Origin of the sequence: Geodermatophilus marinus (assembly GCF_003428645.1) — a bacterium.
In the GTDB taxonomy this organism is placed as follows: Bacteria; Actinomycetota; Actinomycetes; order Mycobacteriales; family Geodermatophilaceae; genus Geodermatophilus.
Genome location: NZ_QVQH01000036.1, coordinates 1 through 22,254, shown reverse-complemented (window position 1 = coordinate 22,254; position 22,254 = coordinate 1). Strand labels below are relative to the sequence as shown.

The 22,254-nt window shown below is 75.9% G+C and carries 15 protein-coding genes; 10 read left to right on the top strand and 5 right to left on the bottom strand.

Going from position 1 to position 22,254, the window contains the following annotated elements; genetic code table 11:
* The first annotated feature begins 77 nt into the window (after positions 1-77).
* Both D0Z06_RS23205 and D0Z06_RS23200 read left to right on the top strand, forming a co-directional pair.
* The gene (locus tag D0Z06_RS23205; protein ID WP_117379917.1) at positions 78-797 is read left to right on the top strand and encodes a Crp/Fnr family transcriptional regulator; all 720 of its coding nucleotides are present in this window, start codon (positions 78-80) and stop codon (positions 795-797) included.
* Positions 798-813: 16 nt separating this feature from the next.
* Positions 814-2,235, top strand: a complete 1,422-nt coding sequence (locus D0Z06_RS23200; protein ID WP_117379916.1) for an FAD-binding oxidoreductase — start codon at positions 814-816, stop codon at positions 2,233-2,235.
* A gap of 63 nt (positions 2,236-2,298) precedes the next feature.
* Here D0Z06_RS23200 and D0Z06_RS23195 read toward each other — a convergent pair whose 3' ends face one another.
* Positions 2,299-3,972: an acyl-CoA dehydrogenase family protein gene (locus D0Z06_RS23195; protein WP_117379915.1), complete on the bottom strand. Its 1,674-nt coding sequence runs from the start codon at positions 3,970-3,972 to the stop codon at positions 2,299-2,301.
* 252 nt (positions 3,973-4,224) lie between these two features.
* Here D0Z06_RS23195 and D0Z06_RS23190 point away from each other — a divergent pair, with 252 nt between their 5' ends.
* From D0Z06_RS23190 to D0Z06_RS23170, 5 genes are all read left to right on the top strand, one after another.
* Complete coding sequence (locus D0Z06_RS23190; RefSeq protein ID WP_117379914.1) at positions 4,225-5,862, top strand: LuxR family transcriptional regulator; 1,638 nt, start codon at positions 4,225-4,227, stop codon at positions 5,860-5,862.
* A 133-nt stretch (positions 5,863-5,995) separates the two neighbouring features.
* On the top strand, positions 5,996-7,081 hold the full coding sequence (locus D0Z06_RS23185; RefSeq protein WP_199522500.1) for a class I SAM-dependent methyltransferase: 1,086 nt from the start codon (positions 5,996-5,998) through the stop codon (positions 7,079-7,081).
* Positions 7,082-7,251: 170 nt separating this feature from the next.
* Positions 7,252-7,638 (top strand): hypothetical protein, encoded by a 387-nt coding sequence (locus D0Z06_RS26610; protein WP_233517912.1) that lies wholly within the window; start codon positions 7,252-7,254, stop codon positions 7,636-7,638.
* Positions 7,639-7,994: 356 nt separating this feature from the next.
* Positions 7,995-9,209: a serine/threonine-protein kinase gene (locus D0Z06_RS23175; protein ID WP_117379912.1), complete on the top strand. Its 1,215-nt coding sequence runs from the start codon at positions 7,995-7,997 to the stop codon at positions 9,207-9,209.
* Between the two features lie 28 nt (positions 9,210-9,237).
* The gene (locus D0Z06_RS23170) at positions 9,238-12,267 is read left to right on the top strand and encodes an FtsW/RodA/SpoVE family cell cycle protein (protein WP_117379911.1); all 3,030 of its coding nucleotides are present in this window, start codon (positions 9,238-9,240) and stop codon (positions 12,265-12,267) included.
* A 51-nt stretch (positions 12,268-12,318) separates the two neighbouring features.
* On the opposite strand, the gene D0Z06_RS23165 is transcribed toward D0Z06_RS23170, so the two are convergent.
* Positions 12,319-13,308 carry a rod shape-determining protein gene (locus tag D0Z06_RS23165; RefSeq protein ID WP_199522499.1) on the bottom strand — a complete coding sequence of 330 codons (990 nt, stop codon included), beginning with the start codon at positions 13,306-13,308 and terminating at the stop codon, positions 12,319-12,321.
* Between the two features lie 279 nt (positions 13,309-13,587).
* On the opposite strand from D0Z06_RS23165, the gene D0Z06_RS23160 reads away from it, so the two are divergent.
* The gene (locus D0Z06_RS23160) at positions 13,588-16,494 is read left to right on the top strand and encodes an AfsR/SARP family transcriptional regulator (RefSeq protein ID WP_117379909.1); all 2,907 of its coding nucleotides are present in this window, start codon (positions 13,588-13,590) and stop codon (positions 16,492-16,494) included.
* On the opposite strand, the gene D0Z06_RS23155 is transcribed toward D0Z06_RS23160, so the two are convergent.
* Both D0Z06_RS23155 and D0Z06_RS23150 read right to left on the bottom strand, forming a co-directional pair.
* Positions 16,478-17,689: an acyl-CoA dehydrogenase family protein gene (locus tag D0Z06_RS23155; RefSeq protein ID WP_199522498.1), complete on the bottom strand. Its 1,212-nt coding sequence runs from the start codon at positions 17,687-17,689 to the stop codon at positions 16,478-16,480. The genes D0Z06_RS23160 and D0Z06_RS23155 overlap by 17 nt on opposite strands.
* Positions 17,690-17,989: 300 nt before the next feature.
* Entirely contained in the window at positions 17,990-18,790 is an 801-nt protein-coding gene (locus D0Z06_RS23150; RefSeq protein WP_199522497.1) for a methyltransferase domain-containing protein, read from the bottom strand.
* 73 nt (positions 18,791-18,863) lie between these two features.
* Between D0Z06_RS23150 and D0Z06_RS27010 the strand changes: the two genes are divergently transcribed.
* Positions 18,864-20,564 carry a LuxR family transcriptional regulator gene (locus tag D0Z06_RS27010; RefSeq protein ID WP_117379907.1) on the top strand — a complete coding sequence of 567 codons (1,701 nt, stop codon included), beginning with the start codon at positions 18,864-18,866 and terminating at the stop codon, positions 20,562-20,564.
* A 279-nt stretch (positions 20,565-20,843) separates the two neighbouring features.
* On the opposite strand, the gene D0Z06_RS23140 is transcribed toward D0Z06_RS27010, so the two are convergent.
* Complete coding sequence (locus D0Z06_RS23140) at positions 20,844-21,422, bottom strand: COG4315 family predicted lipoprotein (protein WP_199522496.1); 579 nt, start codon at positions 21,420-21,422, stop codon at positions 20,844-20,846.
* Positions 21,423-21,916: 494 nt separating this feature from the next.
* Here D0Z06_RS23140 and D0Z06_RS23135 point away from each other — a divergent pair.
* Positions 21,917-22,254 (top strand): SRPBCC family protein (locus D0Z06_RS23135; RefSeq protein WP_199522495.1); only part of this gene is annotated, 338 nt, incomplete at its 3' end.

Sequence of the window (22,254 nt, the reverse complement as noted above, 5' to 3'; positions counted from 1 at the left end):
GGCGGCGGAGCGCACCCCTGCCGGATCCCGCGCGAACCGATCCCCTCCGACCCTCGCGATGGTCCTACCGTGACCGGATGGACGACGGCGTTCGGGCCGCCCTCGCCGCTTCCAGCTTCGCCCGGCTGCCGGGAACGGCCGTCCGGCGGCTGCTGTCCGGGGCCCGCCTCGTGCCGATCCCGGCCGGTGCCGTGACGCACCGCGAGGGCGAGGAGACCGCGCACCTCGAGCTGGTCGTCGACGGCCTCGTCCGGGCCTTCGTCACCGCCCCGGACGGTCGCACGCTGACCGTGCGGTACTGCCGCTCCGGTGCGCTCATCGGCGCGGTGTCGATGTACGCGTCGGGCTTCCGCATGCCCGCCGGCATGCAGGCGGTGGTGGACGCGCGGTTGGTCCGTCTCTCCCCGGCCGTGGTGCGGCGGGCGGCGCACGAGGACCCGTCGGTCGCCGAGGCCCTCCTGGCCGAGCTCGCGGACAGAGCGCTCACCTACATCCACGAGATCACCGGCAGCGCGTTCTCCAGCGTGCGCCAGCGGGTCGCCCGTCACCTGCTCGACCTGGCGGCGGGAGAGGCGAGGACCGGGGGGCCGGCTCGAGCGGCGCTGACGGTGCCGGTCAGCCAGCGGCAGCTGGCCGACTCCGTGGGCACCGTGCGCGAGGTCGTGGTGCGGGTGCTGCGGGACCTGCGGGAGGCGGGGGTGATCCGCACGCGCCCCGACCACATCGACATCCTCGACCCGATCCGGCTCAGCCGGGAGCAGGGTGGAACCTGGGTTCCTGCCAAGGCCGGCCGCTGAGCACACACTGCCGCTCATGACCACCACCGCCACCGGTCCGGGCCGGCCTCGCCTCCGCGCGATCGGCGCCCCGGCCCTCGCCGGGCTGCGCGCCGCGCTGATGGGTGAGGTGATCGCCCCGGGGGACGGCGGGTACGAGGAGCACCGCCGGGTGTGGAACGGTTCGATCGACCGGCGCCCGGCGGTGATCGCCCGCTGCGCCGGCGTCGACGACGTCCGCGCCGCGCTCCGCTTCGGCCGCGAGCACGGGCTGCCGATCGCCGTCCGCGGCGGCGGGCACAGCTTCCCGGGGCTGTCCACCGCCGACGACGCCCTGCTGGTCGACCTGCGCCCGATGTGCGGCGTCCGGGTGGACCCGGACGCCCGGGTGGCCGGCGCGCAGGCCGGGGTGCTGCTCGGTGAGCTCGACGCGGCCACCCAGCAGCACGGCCTCGCCGTCCCGGCCGGGATCGTCTCGCACACGGGGCTGGCCGGGCTGACCCTGGGGGGCGGGATCGGCTGGATCATGCGCAGGTACGGCCTGACCGTCGACTCGCTGCTGTCGACCGACGTGGTCACCGCCGACGGTGAGTTCGTGCGCGCGAGCGAGGACGAGAACCCGGAGCTGTTCTGGGGGCTGCGCGGCGGGGGTGGCAACTTCGGGATCGTCACCGACTTCCGGTTCCGTCTCCACCCGCTGGGCCCGCTGGTGATGGCCGGTGCGACGTTCTGGCCGATGAGCGAGGCCGGGCGGGTGCTGCGCTTCTACCGCGACTGGGTGGCCGGCTGCCCGGACGACCTCATGACCCTGGTCGTGCAGCGGCTCGCCCCACCGCTGCCCGTCGTCCCGCCCGATCTGGTCGGCCGGCCGGTGATCGCCGTCGTCGGCTGCTACGCCGGCGACATCGACGCCGGCGAGCGGGTCTTCGAACCGATGCGCACCTTCGGCACCCCGGTGCTGGACGTGTTCGCGCCCAAGCCCTTCGTGACCCACCAGACGATGTTCGACCCGTCCTTCCGGCACGGCTGCTGGTACTACGTCCGCTCCTGCGACGTGGCCGAACTCGGCGACGACGTCATCGACGTCGTCGCCGAGCACGGGCGGCGGATCAGCTCGCCGCTGAGCAGCATCGCGCTGTGGCAGATGGGCGGCGCCGTGGCGCGGGTGGGGGAGCACGAGACGGCCTTCAACGGCCGCGGCGCCGGCTTCACCTTCAACATCAACGGCAACACGGCGACCGCGGACGGGTTCGACGAGCAGCGGCAGTGGGCGCGCGAGTACTGGTCCGCGCTGTCCCCCTTCCACACGGGCGTCTACGTCAACTTCCTCATGGAGGAGGGGGACGCCCGCGTGCGGCAGGCGTACGGCGACGCGAGGTACGACCGCCTCCGGGCGCTGAAGCGGGAGTACGACCCGGCGAACGTGTTCCGGCTCAACCAGAACATCCGCCCGGACTGATCGGGTGCGGGCCGTCGACCCCGTCCGGGGGAGGCCCCGGCACCCGGACGGTGAGGAGCCGGGTCAGCCGAGGCGGGCGTGGTCGATGATCGCCTGGTGGTCCACGCCGCGCAGCGTGCCGAGACCGGGGCCCCACCCCGTGCCGAGGCGCGAGGCGATGAAGGCGTCGGCGACGACGTCGGGGGCGTGCCGCACCAGGAGGCTGCCCTGGACCGCGAGCGCGATCCTGGTGACGAGGTAGCGGGTCGTGTCCTCGGGGGCGGTGACGAGCTCCTCGATCTCCGCCAGGGCGGCGGCCAGGAGCGGGTGCTCGGCGGCGACCGGGCGGATCTCGTCGAGGACCGGCTCGACGGCCTTCGGCTCGCGGGTCAGGACGCGGCCGACGTCCATGACCATCATGTTCGACGTGCCCTCCCAGATCGCGTTGAGCGGGGCCTCGCGGTAGTAGCGGGGGCAGGGGTGCTCCTCGATGTAGGCGTTCCCGCCGATGGCCTGGATGGCCTCCTCGGTGACAGCGGGGACGCGGCGGCAGTTCCAGTACTTCGCCACCGGGGTGAGCAGCCGGCTGACCAGGGCCTCGGAGACGTCGCCGGCCGAGTCCTCGGCGCGGGCGACGCGGAAGCCGAGGTGCGCGGCGCCGGCCCACTCCAGGGTGAGGTCGGCCAGGACGGGGGCCTGGATCGGCAGCTGCGAGAGCGGTGCCCCGAAGGCGGTCCGGTGGTCGTTGTGGTGCAGCGCCTGGGACAGGGCGGCGCGCATGAGCCCCGCGGAGCCCACGGCGAAGTCGAGGCGGGTGTACTCGGCCGAGGACAGGATGGTGCGGATGCCCCTGCCCTCCTCGCCGACGAGGTGGCCGAGGGCGTCGTGGTACTCGATCTCCGACGAGGCGTTGGCCCGGTTGCCCAGCTTGTCCTTGAGCCGGTTGACCCTGATGCCGTTCAACCGGCCGTCCGGGAGGCGCCGGGGCACCAGGAGGCACGACACGCCGCCCTCGGTCCGCGCGACGGTGAGGTAGGCGTCCGACATCGGGACCGACGCGAACCACTTGTGGCCGTTGACCAGGTAGGTCTCACCCGGACCGCGGCGACCGAGCGGGCGGGCGACCGTGACGTTCGCGCGCAGGTCCGACCCGCCGTGCTTCTCGGTCATGAAGTAGCCGATCGTGCCGGAGGACTTCTGCCCGATCGGGACGTCCGAGGGGTCGTAGGCCTCGGCGGCGATCGCCTCGGCGAAGGGGGCGAAGGCGGGCCGGCCGCGCAGCACGGGGATGGCGGCGTAGGCCATCCCGAGCGGGCAGGCGGTCGAGCCGTCGATCTGGTTCCACAGGTAGGACAGCACCGCGCGCGCCGAGTGCGCGCCCGGCCCCGACGACGTCCACGCGAGGGAGTGGACGCCCGAGCCGAAGCCGAGGGACATCAGCGCGTGGTAGCTCGGGTGGAAGTCGACGTCGTAGACCTCGTCGCCCAGGCGGTCGAGGGTCCGCAGCTCGGGCACGTGGCGCTGGGCGTCGTGGGCCGCCTTGAGGACCTCCGGGTCCCACACGCGCGACCCGAGCGTGCTGGCCCGCTCGCGGGCCCAGGGCGCGTGGCGGGCGATCACGTCGGTGGCGATCTCGTCCCCGTCGAACGCGTTGACGCCGGTGAGGTCCGGCACCAGGTTCCCCGGGACGGGCCGCGGGCGGGAGAAGTCCTCCTCCGGGACGGCCTCGGCGTACTCCTGGCTGGTCGTGCGGGTCATCGCAGCTCCTTCCCCACCATCTCCGGTTCGCACGGGCACCCCCTGAGGCAGCATCCCCGAGGACGGCGCCATCCGGCGGGTACCGGTCGACGGACGTCGCGCTCGCCGGGCAGAGCGCACACCCTCCGTCGACGACGAGCACCCCGATGATGCGCATCCGATCGGGAACCGGCCGGATCGGGACGGCGCCGGGCCCGCTGTCGGACCCGACCGCGTAGCCGCAGGCCCCCGGGAAGGTCGACACTGACGGTCATGGCCACGCTGAGGCCGGCGCTGGCATCGGCGCAGGCGGCCTACCGGCAGGGTGACTGGCCCGCAGCCCGGGAGGCGTTCGGCCGTGCGGCCCGGGACGGGCTGCTGAGCGCTCCCGACGACCTGGTGGCGGCGGCGCGGGCCAGCTGGTGGTGTGGGCGGGCCGGCGACTCCGTGCGTCTCGTCGCCCGCGCGCACCGGCAGCTGCTGGACGCCGGCCGGATCGAGGAGGCCGCTCTGGCGGCCCTGGACGTCGCGATGTACCACCTGCTCATCGGGCAGCTCCCGCTCGGCTCCGGCTGGATGAACCGGGTCGGCCGGTTGCTGGAGGAGGTCCCGGAGTCCCCGAGCCACGGCTACGTCGCCTTCTACCGGGACGTGGAGTACAACCTGGCGCAGGCGCCCCCGGAGGACGTGCTGGTCGCAGCTCGCGGCATCGTGGCGCTGTCGAACCGGCACCCGGACCGGACCCTGGCGCTGGCCGCGCTGGTCGCCGAGGGCTACGCCCTGGTCGGGACCGGGGAGGTCGGGCAGGGGATGGCGCTGCTCGACGAGGCGATGGTGGGGTTGGACGCCGAGACCATGGCGCCGGAGTGGGTCGGCAACACCTTCTGCATGGCCATGGAGGTCGCCGACCGCGTCGGCGACGTGGCGCGGATGCGGTTGTGGCTCCAGGATGCCGAGCAGTGGCTGGACTCGCTGCCCGCGGCCGTCCTCTTCTCCGGTGCCTGCCGGGTGTACCGAGCCCGGATCTGGCAGCTCACCGGCCAGTGGGAGCGGGTGGAACCGGCTCTGGACCGGGCCTGCCAGGAGCTGCGCGAGTTGTGCCAGGAGACGGTCGGCGCGGCCTGGCTCCTGCGCGGCGAGCTCCGGCTGCTCACGGGGGACCGGTCCGGGGCCGAGACGGCCTTCGCGGAGGCCCACCGGCGCGGAGCCGACCCCCAGCCCGGGGTGGCCCTGCTCCGCCTCGACCGCGGGGACGTCGCGGCCGCGGGCGCTGCGGTGCGGACGGCGCTGCTGGCCCCGCCGGACGGGCGCCTGCACCACCGGGCCCGGGTCCTGGCGGCGGCCATCCGGATCGCCTGCGCCGCGGACGAGCTGGGCGAGGCGGATCGGCGGGTGGGAGAGCTGGTCGAGCTGGGCCGGACCTGGCCCCAGTCCCTCGTCGTCCCGCTCGCGGGCACCGCGGCCGGGGCGGTCGCGCTGGCGCGGGGATCCCCGGCCGAGGCGCTCGCCCCGCTGCAGGCGGCCTGCCGTCGCTGGCGCGAACTGGGCACGCCCTACGAGGCCGCGTGCACCCGTCAGCTGCTCGCCCGGTGCTACCGGGCCCTGGGCGACCGGGCCAGCGCGGATCTCGAGGAGCACGCGGCGGTGCAGGTCCTGGGCCGACTGCGCGCACGTCCCGCGTGGCCGGGACCGGGTGACCGCTCCGCACCCCTGGCGCCCTCCGGGTTGACCCGCCGGGAAGGCGAGGTCCTGCGCCTGCTCGCCGAGGGGCTGCACAACGCCGACATCGCGGCGACCCTCACGATCAGCCCGCGGACGGTGGAGCGGCACCTGTCCAACCTCTACCCCAAGCTCGGCGTCAGCTCCCGGGCAGCCGCCACCCGGTACGCGGTCGAGCACAGCCTGGTCTGAGGGCCGTGCAGGGGACCACCCATGCCGCCCCGCGTCCATGGGTGGTCGCACCGAAGCGCCGCGTGCCGCGGTCGATCTAGCGTCGGCCGGGCAGCCGGGCGGGTTGCCCGGGTCCGGAGCACAGGAGCAGGCCATGACCACCCAGGTGCAGCAGCGACCGATGGACGAGCGGCGGGCGGCGGCGTTCGCCGATCGGATGGTCGGCGCGGTCGATGCCGCCAGCCTGGTGCTGCAGTGCAGCATCGGCGACCAGCTCGGGCTGTTCGACGTGATGGCGGGGCTGGACGGTGCCACGTCCGAGCAGATCGCGCAGGCGGCCGGGGTGCGGGAGCGCTACGTGCGTGAGTGGCTGGCAGCGTTGACCGTGGCGGGGGTCGTGGAGCACGACGCCACGGCACGCACCTACCGGCTGCCCCCCGAGCACGCGGCCTCACTCACACGAGCCGCCGGACCGGACGACCTGGCGCGGCTGTGCCAGTGCATCCCCATGCTCGCCGAGGCCGAGCAGCTGGTGGTGCAGGCGTTCCGATCCGGCGGAGGGGTGCCCTACACGGCGTTCAGCCGCTTCCACGCGGTGATGGCCGAGGACAGCGCCGCGGTGAACGACGCCTCACTGGTCGGCACCATCCTGCCCCTCGTCCCCGGGTGCCCGGACCGCCTGACCGCGGGCATCGAGGTCGCCGACTTCGGCTGCGGCTCCGGCCACGCGGTCAACCTGATGGCACGGGCCTTCCCGGCCAGCCGCTTCGTCGGGTACGACTTCTCACCGGAGGCCATCGGCCGTGCCCGGGCCGAGGCGGCCGCCTGGGGTCTGCCCAACGCCCGCTTCGAGCTCCAGGACGTGGCCGTCCTCGACCGCGTCGATGCCTTCGACCTGATCACCGCCTTCGACACGGTCCACGACCAGGCGCAGCCGGGCCAGGTGCTGGCCACCATCGCCCGGGCGCTGCGGCCGGACGGTGTGTTCCTCATGGTGGACGTCACCGGGTCCAGCGAGGTGGCCGACAACGTGGGCATGCCGCTGGCCACGTTCCTCTACACCTGCTCGCTCCTGCACTGCATGCCGGTCTCCCTGGGCCTCGACGGGGTCGGGCTCGGCACGATGTGGGGTCGGCAGACCGCGTTGCGCATGCTCGGTGAGGCAGGCTTCGCCGACGTCGAGGTACGGGAGATCGAGACCGACCCGCAGAACGCCTACTACGTCTGCACCCTCGGGTGAGCGGTGCCGTTCGTCCCCCGGCCCGCAGCGCCGCCTGCCCCGCAGCCGGCACGGTGGCGCCGAGGTCGCGGGCGCCGGTCGATCCCCGGCGCGGTCGACGCCGTCGCCGCGCCGGGGACAGCCCGGCCAGGGAGCCGGCGACACCCGACAGCACGTTTCCCAGGGCACCGGTGACCGCCTCGGGGCCCGATCGAGCGCAGCGCCTGCTCCACCTGCTCCGGACCGACCCCCCACCCGGCCAGGGTGGAGCGCAGTCCGTCCAGGAGCTCCTGCCACTCCTCGGAGTACTCCGGCAGCACGGTCGCCAACTGGCCGACGGCGACCGCGAGCGCGAGCACGAGGACGACGAGCCCCCCGTCGACGACGAGCACGGCCACCGCGACCGCGAACCCGCGCCGCACCCCGCGGCGCGCCAGCGCACCGATCAGCGGATGGGCCACGACGGCCAGGACGAACGCCAGGCGACCGGGCCCAGGACCGCGCGGGTGGCGTGGACGCCCCGGAGCGCGACGGCCGCACCGGCCACGCCGAGGACGACGGTCAGCCACAGCGGTTGACCGCGTCGGCCCGGGACCTCGAACCCCCCGTCCTCGGCGGTCAGCGGTGGGACCTCCGGTCCGTTCCCCGGCCCGGCGGCGCCGATCGGGGGATCCCTGCGGGTGGCGGAGGGCCGGGAGTCGGGTCCGTGTCGACCTCCGGGGTCGACCGGCGTCGTCGGTCGCCGACGCCGGGAAGCGGCCCGGGAGGCCGCCTCATCTCCGCCGGGTGAGGTCGGGGAGGCCGCCACGGAGCCCTCGTTCCCAGGAGCCGTGCGCGAACCGAGTGACATCCGGGTTCCCGCGGTCCAGCATCGGCCTCGGCTCGTTGCGGGGGGACGGCCCGGTCGGAGGCGGTTGGGCGGGGGTGACGGTCGATGACGGACCTGGCTGCGGGACGGACGTCCGAGGGCCACGAGCCGAGCGGCGTCCCCCGACCACGCGAGCCGCGGCCGGCCGAGCCGCCGTCGACCCGTCCGGCGGGTCCGGAACCGCGCCCCCGCGGCGGTGCGGAGCTGACCCGCCTGATCGCCCTGGCCCGGCTCACACCCGCCCAGGCCGTCGCCATCGGCGCGGACGTGCTGACGGACGCGGCGCGGCGACCGGAGCCGGGGCCCGGCAGCGACCGGACCCGCATCGGCCCGGTCGTCATCGGCGCCGACGGGCGGGTGGTCCCCGCCGCCGCGGCCGACGGGGCGCCCACGGGAGGCCCGGCGGCGGCCGGACCGACCGGCCCTCCCGTCGCGGCGGTCCTCGCGGACGTCGCCGGTGCCGCCCGGCTCCACGCCCGGCGCACCGGTCCGGCCGACCCGCTGCTCGCCGAGCTCGACCGGGTGGTGACGCAGCTGCCGGCCGTCGGCGTCCCCGCCGCCGCGCGGATGCTGCGGGAGGCGACCGCCGCGGTCGACCGCACGGCCGTCTCCGCCGAGCTCGCCGCGCTGGTGCGGGCCGTCGGCGGCGACGGGCGACCGGCCGGTGGCACCGGGCGGGCCGGGCACCCCGCCACGGCCGGCGCCACCGGCCGGGCGCTCCCCGCCCGGCCGGCCGTCGCCGGGCGGGGCAGGGCCGCGGGGCGGCGCGTCGGGGGGTGGCTGCTCTCGGTCCTGGTCCTCGCCGCGGTCGTCCTGGGCGAGGTCGCCCTCCTGCGCGACCGCATCGCCACCGACATCGACCTGCTCCTGGACGCCGGTCGCGACGAGGATCCGGCGGCCGCCCCGTCGACACCCGGCGGACCGTCGATCGCGGCCGTCGCCCCCGCGGCGGCCGGCGGGGTGACCGCGGTCGACCTGCGCCCTCTCGCGCCGTGCGCGCCGGGTGGGTCCTGCACGCTGCGCGTGCTGGTGCGCCTGGTCCCGCGTGCCGACCCGCAGCCGGTCAGCTGGTCCTACCGGGTCGTCGACCCGTGCACCGGCACCGCGGAGACCGTGCCGGGCGGGACGGTCACCGTGCCCGCCGCGGGCGACCGGGTGCCGGCGGTCGGCACGGTGGCGCTGCCGGACCTGCCGGCCGTGGCGGTCGTCGCCGTCACCGACGTCCCCGCGGTTGCGGCGTCCCAGCCGGTCGTCGTCGGCACCTGCCCGTCCCACCAGTAGCCCGCGGAACCCGCCGGAGGGGGAGGCCATGCCGCTCGACGAACCGGACGGGCCGCCGGAGGACGCCCGAGGGCGCCGGCGCTGGACCCGGAAGCAGCGCAGGAGGCTCGGCGCGCCCGGGCCCGAGGGGCCGCCGGAGCAGGCCCCGGGGAGCCGGCAGCGCAGCCGGGAGCGTCGCCGGAGGCGGCGCGGCAGCGCGTTCGACCTGCTCGCCGTGGTGGCCGCGCTGGCGCTCGTCGGGCTCGGGCTGGCGAACCTGCACCTCATCGGCGACGCGGCGCTCGCCGCGCGGCAGGGCCTGATCGCCCTGGGCGGGGTGCTCGCCCTCGCCGCGTTCTGGCGGGTCCGCGCCCGCTACCTCGCCGTCCTGGGGTGGGTCGCGTACGGGGCGGCCGTCCTCCTCCTCGTCGGCGTCCTCGCCTTCGGCCTGTCGGCGAACGGGGCCACCCGGTGGCTGGCGATCGGGTCCTTCAGCTTCCAGCCCTCGGAGCTGGCCAAGCTGGGGCTGCTGCTGGCCCTCGCGGCCGTCCTGGGCTCCAACCGGCCGCCCGGGCAGCGCCTCGCGCTCGCCCTGCTCCTCGCGGTCGTGCCCATCGGGCTGACGCTGCTGCAGCCGGACCTGAGCACCACGATGCTGCTCGTCGTCCTCACCGCGGCCATGCTGGTCATCGGTCGCGTGCCCGCCCGGTTCCTGCTGCCGATGGCCGCCGCGGTGGCGGTCTCGGCGCCGCTCATGATCAGCCTGCTGCAGCCCTACCAGCTCGAACGGCTGGGCACGTTCCTGGTGGGCGCCCACGAGTCCCCGACCGGCTCGGGCTGGGCACTGCGCCAGGCGCACATCGCGGTGGCCTCGGGCGGGTGGTTCGGGCGGTCCGACGACCCGCTGCGCCAGCTGCGCGCGCAGTACCTCCCCGAGCGGCAGACCGACCTGGCCCTGGCCAGCCTCGTCGGGCAGTGGGGGCTGCTCGCCGGCGCCGCGGTGGTGCTCGCCGCCGTCGTCCTCGTGTGGCGGCTCGCGCTGGCCAGCCGGACCTCCCCCACGCCGCAGGGCGCGCTCGTCGGCGGGGGGCTGGCGATCCTCTTCGGCGTCGAGACCGTCGTCTCCGTGGGGGCGAACCTGGGCCTGCTGCCCCTGGCCGGCGTCCCGTTCCCCCTGCTCAGCAACGGCGGTACGGCGCTGGCCGTGCACCTGGCCGCGGTCGGCGTCGTGCTCGCCGTCCGCCGGGACGGCGCCCGCTGGCGGCTGTGGGCGCTGCCGAGGTTGCGCAACCCGCGGCCGCGGCTGGTCCGGCTGGCCGCGCTGGGGCTGTCGGTGCTGCTGGTCTCGTTCGGGGTCTACGGGTGGCGGCTGCAGAGCACCCAGGGCGAGGCGCTGCAGCTCGTCGGCGAGGACCAGATGACCCGCTGCATCCGGCTGCCCGCTCCCCGTGGCCTGATCACCGACCGGCACGGCGAACCGCTGGCCGTGAACGCCGCGGACGTCGGCGCCGGCGTCGACCGCGTGCTCGTGGTCCCCGGGCTGCTGGGCACCCGACCGGCCGACGTCGACCGCCTCGCCGCGCTGACCGGCCTGGCGGCCGCGGACCTCCGCGCGCAGATCCGCGCGGCGGAGCCGACCACGCTGTCGCTGCCGGTGGCCGAGGTGCCGCGGGCGGTCGGCGACGCGGTCACGGCCGCCGGGCTGACCGGGGTGGTCGTCGTCGCCGAGCCGCGCCGCGCCTACCCGCAGGGCGCGCTGCTCGGCCCGGTGCTCGGCTTCACGGGCGTGGCCACGCCCGAGGACGAGGAGCGCTGGCCCGGCCTGCCGCCGGGCGAGGTCGTCGGTCGCGCCGGCCTGGAGCAGCAGTACGACGCGGTCCTCCGCGGGATCAACGGGCGGCAGTGCCTCTACGTCGACCCGACCGGCGTGCCGGTGGCCCTCGGTGAGCGGCAGGACCCGGTGCCCGGTGCGGACCTGCGGCTCTCGCTCGACCTCGGCCTGCAGCGGCGGCTGGACGCCGGCCTCACCGCGGCCGTGCGCGCGCAACCCCGTCCGGAGGGCAGGATCGGCGCCGCGGTCGCGATGGACCCGAGGTCGGGGCAGGTGCTCGCCATGGCGAGCACGCCGTCGTTCGACAACTCCGTCTACGGGCCGCCGATCGACACCGGGGCGCTGCAGGCGCTGGCCGACGCGCCGGGGTCGCCGATGCTCGAGCACGTGACCCAGGCGGTCGCGCCGCCCGGGTCGACGTTCAAGCTGGTCGTGGCGGCGGCCAACCAGGCCCACCCGGTGTGGGCGGCCGACGACGTCGTCCCCACCGGGGCCGACTTCACCTACGGGGGGCACACCTTCGGCAACTGGAAGCCGATGGGGCCGATGGACATGGTCGAGTCGCTCGCCATCTCCAACGACGTCTACTTCTACAAGCTCGCCGTCGCGCTCGGGGCCCAACCGATCATCGACACGGCCCGGGCGCTGGGGGTGGGCGAGCCGACCGGGATCGACCTGCCCGGCGAGTCCGCCGGCTACCTCGGCACCCCGGAGTCGGTCCGGGCGAAGGGCGGCGAGTGGTACGGCGGGTCCACCGTCATCCTCGGCATCGGCCAGGGCGAGCTGCAGGTGACGCCGCTGCAGAACGCCCGGTGGACCGCGGCCGTCGCCACCGGGAACCTGGTGACCCCGCGGCTCGGCCTGGCCGTCGGCACCGAGGAGGCCGGGTACACCGCGCTCCCCGCCCCGGCCGCGACCCCGGTGCCGTTCGCCGCCGAGCTGGGGCCGGTCCGCGAGGGGATGCGCGCGGCCGTGACCAGCGGCACCGCGGTCCGGCTGGCCGACCTGCCCGTGCCGGTCGGCGCGAAGACCGGGACCGCTCAGGACGGTGGCCTGCCCGAGGACGAGTACGACAACTGGATCGCGGCCGTGGCCCCGATGGACGCCCCCGAGGTCGTGGTGGCCGCACTCGTCCAGGGGCCGGGGACCGGCGGGAACAGCGCCAAGAACGTGGTGGCCGACGGCCTGCGCCACTACCTGGAGCACCAGCCGGACGTGGTCGCGACGGGCCCGGTGCAGACACCGTGACGCGTCGCGCCGGGAGGTGTCCCGACGCCTCCCGGCGCGGGCGCCGGGTGCCTAGCCGCGGCCGTAGGCGGCGAGCAGCGGGCGGTTGCGCACGGCCCGGGCGGCGCCGTCGGCCACGCAGGTCACCGGGTCCTCGGCGAGCTTGACCGGGAGGCCGAGGGCCCGCTCCAGCTCCTCCGGGAAGCCGTGAGCCCGTGAGGCGCCCCCGAAGGCCAGCACGCCCTCCGCCAGCACGTCGGCGATCGCCTGAGGGGGGAGGTCGTCCAGGCACCCGGCCAGCGTCCGGACGATCTCGTCGACGAGCGGCCGCACGGCGTCGGCGACCTCGGCCGCCTGGATCGTCGCCAGCCGGGGCCGGCCGGTGCCGGCGTCGCGGCCCTGCACGACGAGCGGGCCCTCGTCCTCGGTCCCGGACCGGATCTTGAGGCCCTCCGCCTCGTGCTCGCCGACGTGCAGCTGGTGCTGCTCGCGGAGGTACCGGGAGACGGCCAGCGTCATCTCGTCGCCGCCCAGCTTGCTGGTCCGGTGGGCGAGGACGCCGCCGTAGCAGAACGCGACGGCCTCGGCGGTGCCGGCGCCGACGTCGACGACCAGGTGCACGCGCCGCTCCAGCGGGTCGATGCCGCAGCCGACCGCGCCCGCGATCGCCTCGTCGAGCGCCGTCACCGGGCGCACCCCGGCCTCCTCGGCGGCCTCGAGGAGCGCGCGGTGCTCCAGCGCGGTCGAGCCGACCGGCACACCGATCACCGCGCGGACACCGCCCCCCCACGCCCGTCGCCCGGCCTTCTGCAGGACCGCGCGCAGGTACTGCCGGGCCGTCTCCAGGTCGGTGACCACGCCGTCGTGGAGCGGCCGGACCGCGGTGTACCGGGACGGGGCGCGCCCGATCAGGTCGGCCGCCTCCTGCCCGACGGCGAGGATCTGCTCCCGCCGGGAAGCGCCTCGGCGCAGCAGCATGACGGTCGGCTCGTCGAAGACGATGCCGCGGCGGACATCGCTCACGACCGTGCGGGCGGTGCCCAGATCGATGCCCAGTTCCACCGTGGCTCCTCCCGACCGCCGGATGCCGCACCAGTCTGGGGCCGTGCCGGTGCCCGGTCCAGGGCCGCCGTCGTGCCCGGCCGGCGCCCGGGCCCCTGCCCGCGCGCCCGTGCACCGCTCGGTGGTCCCGGGGCAGCGCGAGGTCGGGCCCCCGCCATCGGCACGGACCCGTCCGCAGCCGGGGGACGGCGAAGGGTGCCGATGGAACCGTGACGACGAACCCGTGACGACGGTCGCCAGGTCCGCCGACGGAGCGGCACCACGGGGCAGGATCGAGCGGTGCATGCATCCGGTCCGGAATTCTCCGTGCTGGGCGCCCTGGAGGTGCGCCGGGACGGGCAACCGGTGCCGCTGACGAGCGGCCGCCAGCGGGTCGTGCTCGCCGCGCTGCTGATCGGTGCGGGGGAGCCGGTCTCGGTCGACCGTCTGGTCGACGCCGGGTGGGACGAGCGCCCCCCGGCCCATCCTCGTGCCGCCGTGCACACCGTCGTCTCGCGGCTGCGCCGGCTCCTGGGCGAGGGAGCGACCCTGGAGGCGGAGCCGGGGGGCTACGTGCTGCGGGTGCCCGCGGGGGCGGTCGACGCGGTCCGCTTCGAGGCACTCTGCGACCGGGCCGCCGGCCTGCCCGCGGCAGCGGCCGCGCAGGCGCTGGACGCAGCGCTCGGGCTGTGGCGCGGCCCGGCGTACACCGAGTTCGCCGGGTACCCGTTCGCCCGCGCGGAGGCGACCCGGCTCGACGAGCTGAGGGCGGCCGCGATCGAACGGCGCGCGGAGCTGGCGCTCGAGCTCGGCAACCCGGACGTGACGATCCGCGTCCTCGAGGAGCTGCTCGCCGCGGAGCCACTGCGGGAGCGCGCGGCGGGGCTGCTGATGGGAGGCCTCTACGCGGCGGGTCGGCCGGCGGACGCGCTGGACCGGTACCGGCAGGTGCGGGCCCGGCTCGCCGAGGAGCTCGGTGTCGACCCGTCCCCGGGCCTGCAGCGCCTGCAGGTGCGCATCCTCGGGCACGACGTGCCTTCCGTGCGGCGGCGCGTCCCCTCGCCTCCCGGGTGGCGGGTCAGCGAGACCTCGTTCGTCGGGCGCGACCACGAGCTCGCCGACCTGATCGGAGGGGTCTGCGCACACCGGCTGGTGACCGTGGTCGGGACCGGAGGGGTGGGCAAGAGCCGCCTGGTCGCCGAGGCCCTGCCGGACATCGGCCGGCGACTCGGACTACCGGTGACCGTCGTGGAGCTCGGTGGGACGACGGGCGCGCAGATCGACGGCGCCGTCGCGGCCGCGCTCGACCTCCGCGGGGCGGCCGAGGACCTGCGCGGGACGGTGCTGGAGTACCTGGGCACCGGCGAGGGCCTCGTCGTGCTCGACGGCTGCGAGCACGCCGTCGACGACGTGCGGCGGTTCGTCGAGGAGGTCCTGCGCAGGTGCCCGGGCACGAGGCTGGTCGTGACCGGCCGGCGACGGCTCGCGGCGCGGGACGAGCGGGTGCTGCGCCTGGCGCCACTGCCGACCCCACCGGAGGAGACGTCCGCCGATCGTCTGGCGGGCGTGGCCGCGGTCCGGCTCTTCGTCGACCGGATGGGCCGGATGGGGACGGACGGCCCGCCGGGCGAGACCGCGCTGCAGCTCATCGGGGACGTCTGCCGACGGCTGGACGGGGTCCCGCTGGCCATCGAGCTGGCCGCCACCCGGGCGACCGCGCTGGGCCTCCGGCCCCTGCGGGACCGCCTCGGCGACGGGCTGGACGTGCTGGCCGAGGACGGCGACCGTCCCGGTCTGCGGGCGGTCGTGTCCTGGTCGTACGGGCTGCTCGCACCCGATGAGCAGGCGGTGCTCGCCGTGCTGTCGGTGTTCGCCGGCGCCTTCGACCTGGCGGCGGCCGAGCGCGTGGCCGGTCCGGTCGCTCGTGCACCCGTTGCGCCGTGCCTGGCACGGCTGGTCGATGCCTCGCTGGTGACGGTGCACGGTGCTGTGGAGGTCCCGCGGTACCGGCTCCTCGACCTCGTCCGTGCCTTCGCAGCGGAACGGCTGGCCGAGCGCGGTCTCGAGGACGAGGCGCAGGAGGCACGTGCGCGGTGGGTCCGGGCGCTGGCCGGCACCGTGGCCCGCGGGCCCGGAGGAGACCGGTCGGTCGCCGTCGAGCAACTCGATCGTCAGCGCAACGACGTCCTCGCCGCTGTGCGCTGGGCCCTGGATCGCGGCGACCCCGGTCTCGCCGGTGAGATCACCGGCGCGCTGCGCGTCTACTCGCACTGGCAGCCCGATGCCGAGCTGCTCACCCTGGTGTGCGAGGTCGCCGAGGACGGAGACGTGCGACGCAGCGGTGCCGCGCCCTCGGCGTTCGCGTCGGGTGGCCTGGCCGCGGCCGAGCTGGGCGACCTGGCCCGGGCCGAACGGCTGGCCGCAGCAGCGCTCCGGTGCGCCGCCGAGCCGACCGAGCGCCAGGTGGCCCTGGTCGCCCTCGGCGTCGTGACCCTCTACCGCGGGCAGCACGACCGGTCGGCGGGCTACTGGCACCAGCTGCTCGACGGGCCCGGAGCGACCGCGGCGCACCGGGCGGACGCCCACGCCACCCTCGCGCTGCTCGGCTGCTTCTCCGGCGACGAGGGAGCGGCGCGCCGGCACGCGGACCTGGCGTGCAGGGCCGCCGCGGAGGTCGGCGGCGGATACCGGGCCTTCGCGACGTACGCCCTCGGCGAGCGGTGGTTGCTGACCGACCCCGAGGCCGCCGTGGCCGTCCTGCGCGTCGCGGTGGAGCAGGCCGAGCAGGCGCGGGTCACGCACGTGACCACCGTCGCGCGGATCGCCCTGCTCTCCGCACTCACCCGGATGGGCCGGCATGAGGAGGCCCTCACCGCTCTGCCGGGACTGCTCCACCACCTGCGCCGTGCAGGGGTCTGGCCCCAGATGTGGACGGCGCTGCGGATCGGTGCCGAGCTGCTGGAGAGGGTGGGTGAGACGGAGACGGCGGCGCTGGTGCTCGCCGCCGCGGCGATCGCGCCGTCGGCTCCGGTGGTGACCGGTGCCGACGTCGCCCGCTACCGCCGCCTGGAGCGGCGGATCCGTGCGCGGATCGGCCGACCGGCGGCCGACCGGGCCGCGGCTCTGGCCGCGGCCCTGCCCCGGGCGCAGGTCGTCGAACACACCCTGGCGGCGGTGCAGCGCCACGCCGTCACACCAGCTGGCTGACCTGCGGCTCGATGCCCAGCAGTGCCCGGCCGTACATCTCACGGCTGAGGTCGACGTTGAGCAGGCCGTGCCGGCCGGCCACCTCCAGATCCCGCCAGATCCGCTGCAGCGGGTTCGACCGGGCGAAGCTGCTGGCGCCGGCCGCGTCCAGCAGCAGCGCGACCGCCTCCCGGCACCGGGTCACGACGACCGCCACGTCGCTGCGGATCCGGGCGCGAGCGAGCAGGTCGAGCTGGACGCCGGCCTGCGCGGCGGTGTCGATGGCGGCAGCTGCCCGCTGCGCGTGCAGCGTCGCGGTGTCGATCAGCGCGGCCGCGTCGGCGATGGCGAGCTGGTGGCTGGGGGACTCGAGCGAGCGTGCGTAGACCGAGTACGCGACGGGCTTGCCCCGCTGCATGGTCGCGACCACCCACTCGAAGGCCGCTCGGGCCAGCCCGAGCAGGGGCCCGGTCATCGCCAGCACGAGCGCGGAGTTGCTGGTCGACCGGTAGAGCGGCTCGTCGGCCAGGTGCTCGGCGCGGGTCATGCCCTGCCCCATCGCCGGGACGGAGAGGGTGCGGTGCTCGGGGACGAACACCTCCTCGGCGACGAACGTGTTGCTGGCGGTCGCGGCCATCCCGGCCACGAACCAGGTGTCCTCGATCGTCATGTCGGTGACGGGGATGAGGGCGGCGCGCAGATCGACCAGCCGGCCGTCGTCGTCGAGCATGGGGATGGTCACCATGCTCCACTGGGCCTGGTAGCTGCCGGATGCCCAGGCCCACCGACCCGTGACCACGAAGCCCCCGTCGACCGGCCGGGCGGTCGCACTGGGGGTCAGCTGGCCGCACACCGCGGCACGGGGGTCGGCACCGTACACCTCGGCCCTGGCACGGTCGGGCAGCTGCCCGGTGAGGTAGGCGCCGGTGTTCATCAGCACCACCACCCACGACGCCGAGCCGTCCCCGCGGGCCAGTTCGGCGCACACGTCGATCCACGTCCGTACGTCCACCTCGTGCCCACCGACGCGGCGGGGGGCGGTGAGGGCGAACATCCCGGCGCTGCGCAGCGCCGCGGTGACCTCATCGGTCAGTCGGCGCTGTTCCTCGGCCTGCTCGGCATGCTCCCGGAGCAGTGGGACGAGTTCACGTGCCCGGGCGACGACCTGCTCCCGATCGCGCAGGACACCGGGAGCGTGTTCCTCCGTTGCCGTCACGATGACCTCCTGAGCGGTTGCACGGCATTGCGGTCGGGGACAGCGTCACCGTGCGGGCTTTCACCGGACTGTCACCGACCGACGGATCCCGCGGCCCTCCCCGGCGGAGGATCCCCACCCGGGATCCCTGCGGCGCCGTCCCCCGAACACCGATCCCCCCGCACCACCGGGCGGGACGGCGTGGGCGGGTTGCTCGGCCGGACCCGCTCGCGGTGCCGGCGGGCATGCGTCGGTGCTCGTCAGCTGCCTGACTTCGTTCGACGGGTTCCGCGGTCGGGTGCCTGCTCCACGCAGGCGACCTCAGCCCCGGGCGGCCGCGACGAGGTAGGCCTCCAGCGGGAGGACCAGCGCGCCGGTGGCGTCGCGGTATCGGGCCAGGCCGGCGCGCGCCTCCTCGCGGATCCGCCGGTACACGTCCTCGCTGATGCGGTCGACCAGCGGTGTGCTCTCGACCTCGGTGGTGATGTAGTCGTCGACGGACGGGGCGCGCACGGTGACCGGCAGCGTCCGGACGTCGCTCACCCGCAGGCCTGCCCGGGTGAACTGCCCGGTGAACTCCTCGCGGTCGCCCAGCCGGAAGTAGGTGCCGATCAGGTCGACGGCGTCCCGACCGGCGAACCGGGCGACGGCGTCGGCGAGCGGGTGGATCGCGGTCTGCCGGTCCAGCGAGCTCCACACCTGGGCGGCGACCCGGCCTCCCGGGCGGACGACGCGGGCCATCTCGCCGACGGACGCGGCCACGTCCGGCACGAACATGAGCCCGGACTGGCAGAGGGCGACGTCGAACGAGCCGTCCGGGAAGGGCAGGGAGGCGGCGTCGCCCTGGCGCCAGTCCAGGTCGGGCCGGATGCGCCGCGCCACGGTCAGCATGGCCTCGTTGAGGTCCAGCCCGACCACGTGGCCGGCCGGGCCGGCCCGCTCGGCTGCCGTCCGGGCGACGATGCCGGTGCCGCAGGCCACGTCGAGCACCCGGTCACCGGCGGTGACCCCGGCCGCGTCGACCAGGTGCGGCGCCAGGTGGGCGAAGAGCGAGGGGACGAACGCCGCCTCGTAGGTCTCCGCCGTCTGGAGGGAGAGCTGGAAGGTGTCGGTGCTGCTCATGGCTCCGAGCCTGGCCGCGCACGCGTGACCGCACATGGGTCAGCCGCCCCATCCCCGGGCGCATACTGGGCCGGTGCCGGGCGGGCAGCTGGTCGCCGCCGGGACGGCGGCGCTCGAGGCGGGGCGCTGGGCGGAGGCCCGGGCCGCGTTCGAGTCGGTGCTCGCCGCCGGCGACCGGGAGCGGTGCCCGGCTCAGGTGTGGGACGGACTGGCCGAGGCGCTGTGGTGGCAGGGCGAGCCCCGCGCCTCCGTCGAGTGCCGGGAGCGCGCCTACGTGGCGTTCCGCCGCGGCGGGGATCCCGCCGCGGCGGCCTCGGCCGCCATGGAGGTCTGCGTGGGCCACCTGGTCCAGTTCGGGAACGCCGCGGCCGCATCGGGCTGGCTCGGCCGGGCGCGCAGCGTGTTCCCCGACGCCCCGCCGCCCGACCTCGAGGGCTGGTTCTGGCTGCTCGAGGCCTACGTCCCCCTCGACGTCCCTGCCGACCACGAGGCGGCCTGCTCGCTGATCAGGAGGGCCCTGGAGCGGGGCCGGCACACCGGGGACGTCGACCTGGAGCTGTCCGCGCTCGCGGACCTCGGCAGCCGGCTGGTCCACGCCGGACACGCCTCGGAGGGGTTCGCGCTCATCGACCAGGCGATGGCGGGCACGCTCGGCGGGGAGTGCCGGCGCCTGCGGACCGCGGTCTGGGCGGCCTGCACGATGCTCGAGGCCTGCGAGGAGACCGGGGACGTCCGCCGGGCAGCGGAGTGGCTGGCGGTGGCGGACGACCTGTTCACCCGGTACGGCTGCCCGTTCCTGTTCACGACCTGCCGGACGCACTACGGCGGCCTCCTCGTCACGAAGGGCCGCTGGGCCGAGGCCGAGCGCGAGCTGGCCGCGGCCGTCCGGATGGCCGGCGGCGCCGGGCCGGTACCCCACGCCCTGGCGCTCGGTCGGCTGGCCGACCTCCGGCTCCGCCAGGGGCGCCTGGAGGAGGCGGAAGCCCTGGCCCGGGGCTGCGACGACGCGCTGCTCGCCGCCGAGCTGCTACTCGCGCGCGGCGAGGCGGCGGCCGCGGTCGCCCGGTTGCAGGCGTGCCTGGCCGCCGGCGCGTCGGAGGCGACGGAGTCGGCCGTGCTCGACCGCCTGGTCGAGGCGCTGCTGGCGCTCGGCGACCCGGAGGCGGCGGCCCGGTCCGTCGAGCGCCTGGGCGTGCTGGCGACCCGCCACCCGGCCGGCGTGACCGCCGCCCGGGCGAGCACCGCGGCCGGTCGGGTGGCCGCCGCCCGCGGTGCGTGGGGGGAGGCCGCCGGTTGCTTCTCGACGGCGCTCGGCCTGCTGCGGCAGTTGGAGCTCCCGTTCGAGGCGGGGACCGTCCAGCTCCTGCTGGCCCGGGCCGAAGCGCGGACGACGCCGGCACTGGCGGTGGAGGACGGACGCGCCGCCCTGGCCGCCTTCGACCGGCTGGGCGCTCCGTCGCAGCTGGATGCGGCCGCGGCCCTGCTGCGCTCTCTCGGCGTCCGCCCGCGGGTCGGGGGTCGAAGCGCCGGTCCGCTGACCGCTCGCGAGCGGGAGGTCCTCGACCTGGTCGCGACGGGGTTGTCCAACCCGGAGATCGCCGCCCGGCTGTTCATCAGCCGCAAGACCGCGGCCCACCACGTGAGCAGCGTGCTGGCCAAGCTCGGCGTCCGCAGCCGTGCGGAAGCCGTCGCCGTGTGCGTCCGGGAGGAGGTCGCGGCCGGTCACGCAGCGCGGCCGGACCCGCGCACACGGCAGACCCCTTCGGCCCGGTAGCCCTGGCTCGCACTGCTGCCCGGGATGCTGGTCGACCAGCACGTGCGTCGACGAAGCGGTCGAGCCGTCCTCCACGCCGGCTCCGGCACCCGGTGGGGCGCGGCGGCGCCGGTCAGAGGTGCCCCCGGCGCACCACCTGCCAGGTGCCGGCAGCGACCTCGACGACCACCCCCGCCTCGCAGGGCGTGCCTGTGACGGCCGTCGCGCCGCGGGGCCGCACCGGCTTCGTCGGCCGGCCTCGGACGATCCGGCGGATCTCGCCGCCCTCGCCGGTCCGGGTCACGCCGGGGCGGCCTCGCCCTCGGGCGTCACGACCAGCCAGGTGCCACCGAAGCCTTCGACGTCGTGGCAGAGAACCTGCCCGGGATCCTCGTCGGCGTAGAAGTACAGCGGGTGGCCGCCGTAGGTGACCTGCAACGAACCGTCGTCCCGCACGGTGGTTCCGAGCAGGTCGCCGCGGGTGTTGCCCATCGCCTGGGGTGACCCCTCGGTCAGCACCGGCGGCCAGGCGGCCGCGCAGTCGCCGTAGCAGGCCGGCTGGGCGGTCGTCTCCTCGTCGAACAGGTAGATAGCCTGGCCCCGCCCGTCGAACAGCATGGGGCCGAACTCGCTGTCGCTGACGGTGATGACGACGCCGGTCATCGTCCCGGTGGCCCCGCTCTCGGTCGCCGCCGTCCCGGTCGCGGTCGTCCCGCTGGTCGCCGCGGATGTCGTCGGCGACGTGGTGGTCGCGGTCGCAGCGGCCCCCGGGGTGGGGTCGGAACCGGATCCGCCGCCGCCGCAGGCACTCACGAGGACCGCCACGGCCGTCGCCATCGCGGTGCCGGACAACCGCCGCAGCCTTCCGGGACTCGTCATCCGTACACCGTGGCGTTCGCCGCTCGGTGCCGGAAGGCGTATCGCGCTCGCCACCCCGGCCGTCTTCGGGGTCACGCCTCGTACGTCGGACAGGCCCTCGAGCGTCATGATCTGCTCCCGGGCGCTCGCGGAGCACCTCGTCCTTCTCGTCGTCCCGCACCGCCTTCGCGGACGATCCGCTCGTCGTCCTCCGTCGGACCGGAACCCGGTCGTCCTGCCCATGGCCCGCTGCTGAAGATTTGTGCACCGGACGTACGACAGCTGCCCGGTCCCGCTGGTCGCGTTCCTGTCGGGGTCCGGGCCCGCCGGTCGGGCGGCCGGCCGGTCGCTGCAGACGATCCGTGCCGGCGGGTGATCGCGTCCGGATCGCGCTGCGCGAACCGCCGAGGCGCCCGGGAGGACGGGCGGGTGTGCGACGGTTCACGGGTTCGAGGCCCGACTGGACAGCGCTAGGCTCGACCCGCTGCGGGGCTTGCCGGCAGGGGATGGTCCGGATGGGCGTGGAACTCAGGACGTCGGTCGACATCCGTTCGACGCCCGACCGCGTGTGGCGGGTGCTGACTGATCTGGCGGCCTATCCGGCGTGGAATCCGTTCATCGTCGCCGCGCACGGGGAGGTCGTGGTCGGCGGGCGTCTGTCGCTGACGATGCAGCCGGTCGGAGCTCGACGGGTCACCGTCCGTCCCACGGTCGTCGAGGTCTCACCTTGTCGTTTAACCCCTGACCGGTTGGTCTTCGGCGTCTCGCTTGGTGGTCTTGCCGACGTCGTGGCGGGTGGCGCGGTGTCGGTTCTTCGTCCCGGGCGGGCGCCCCGGGCCGGGACGGGTGGGTT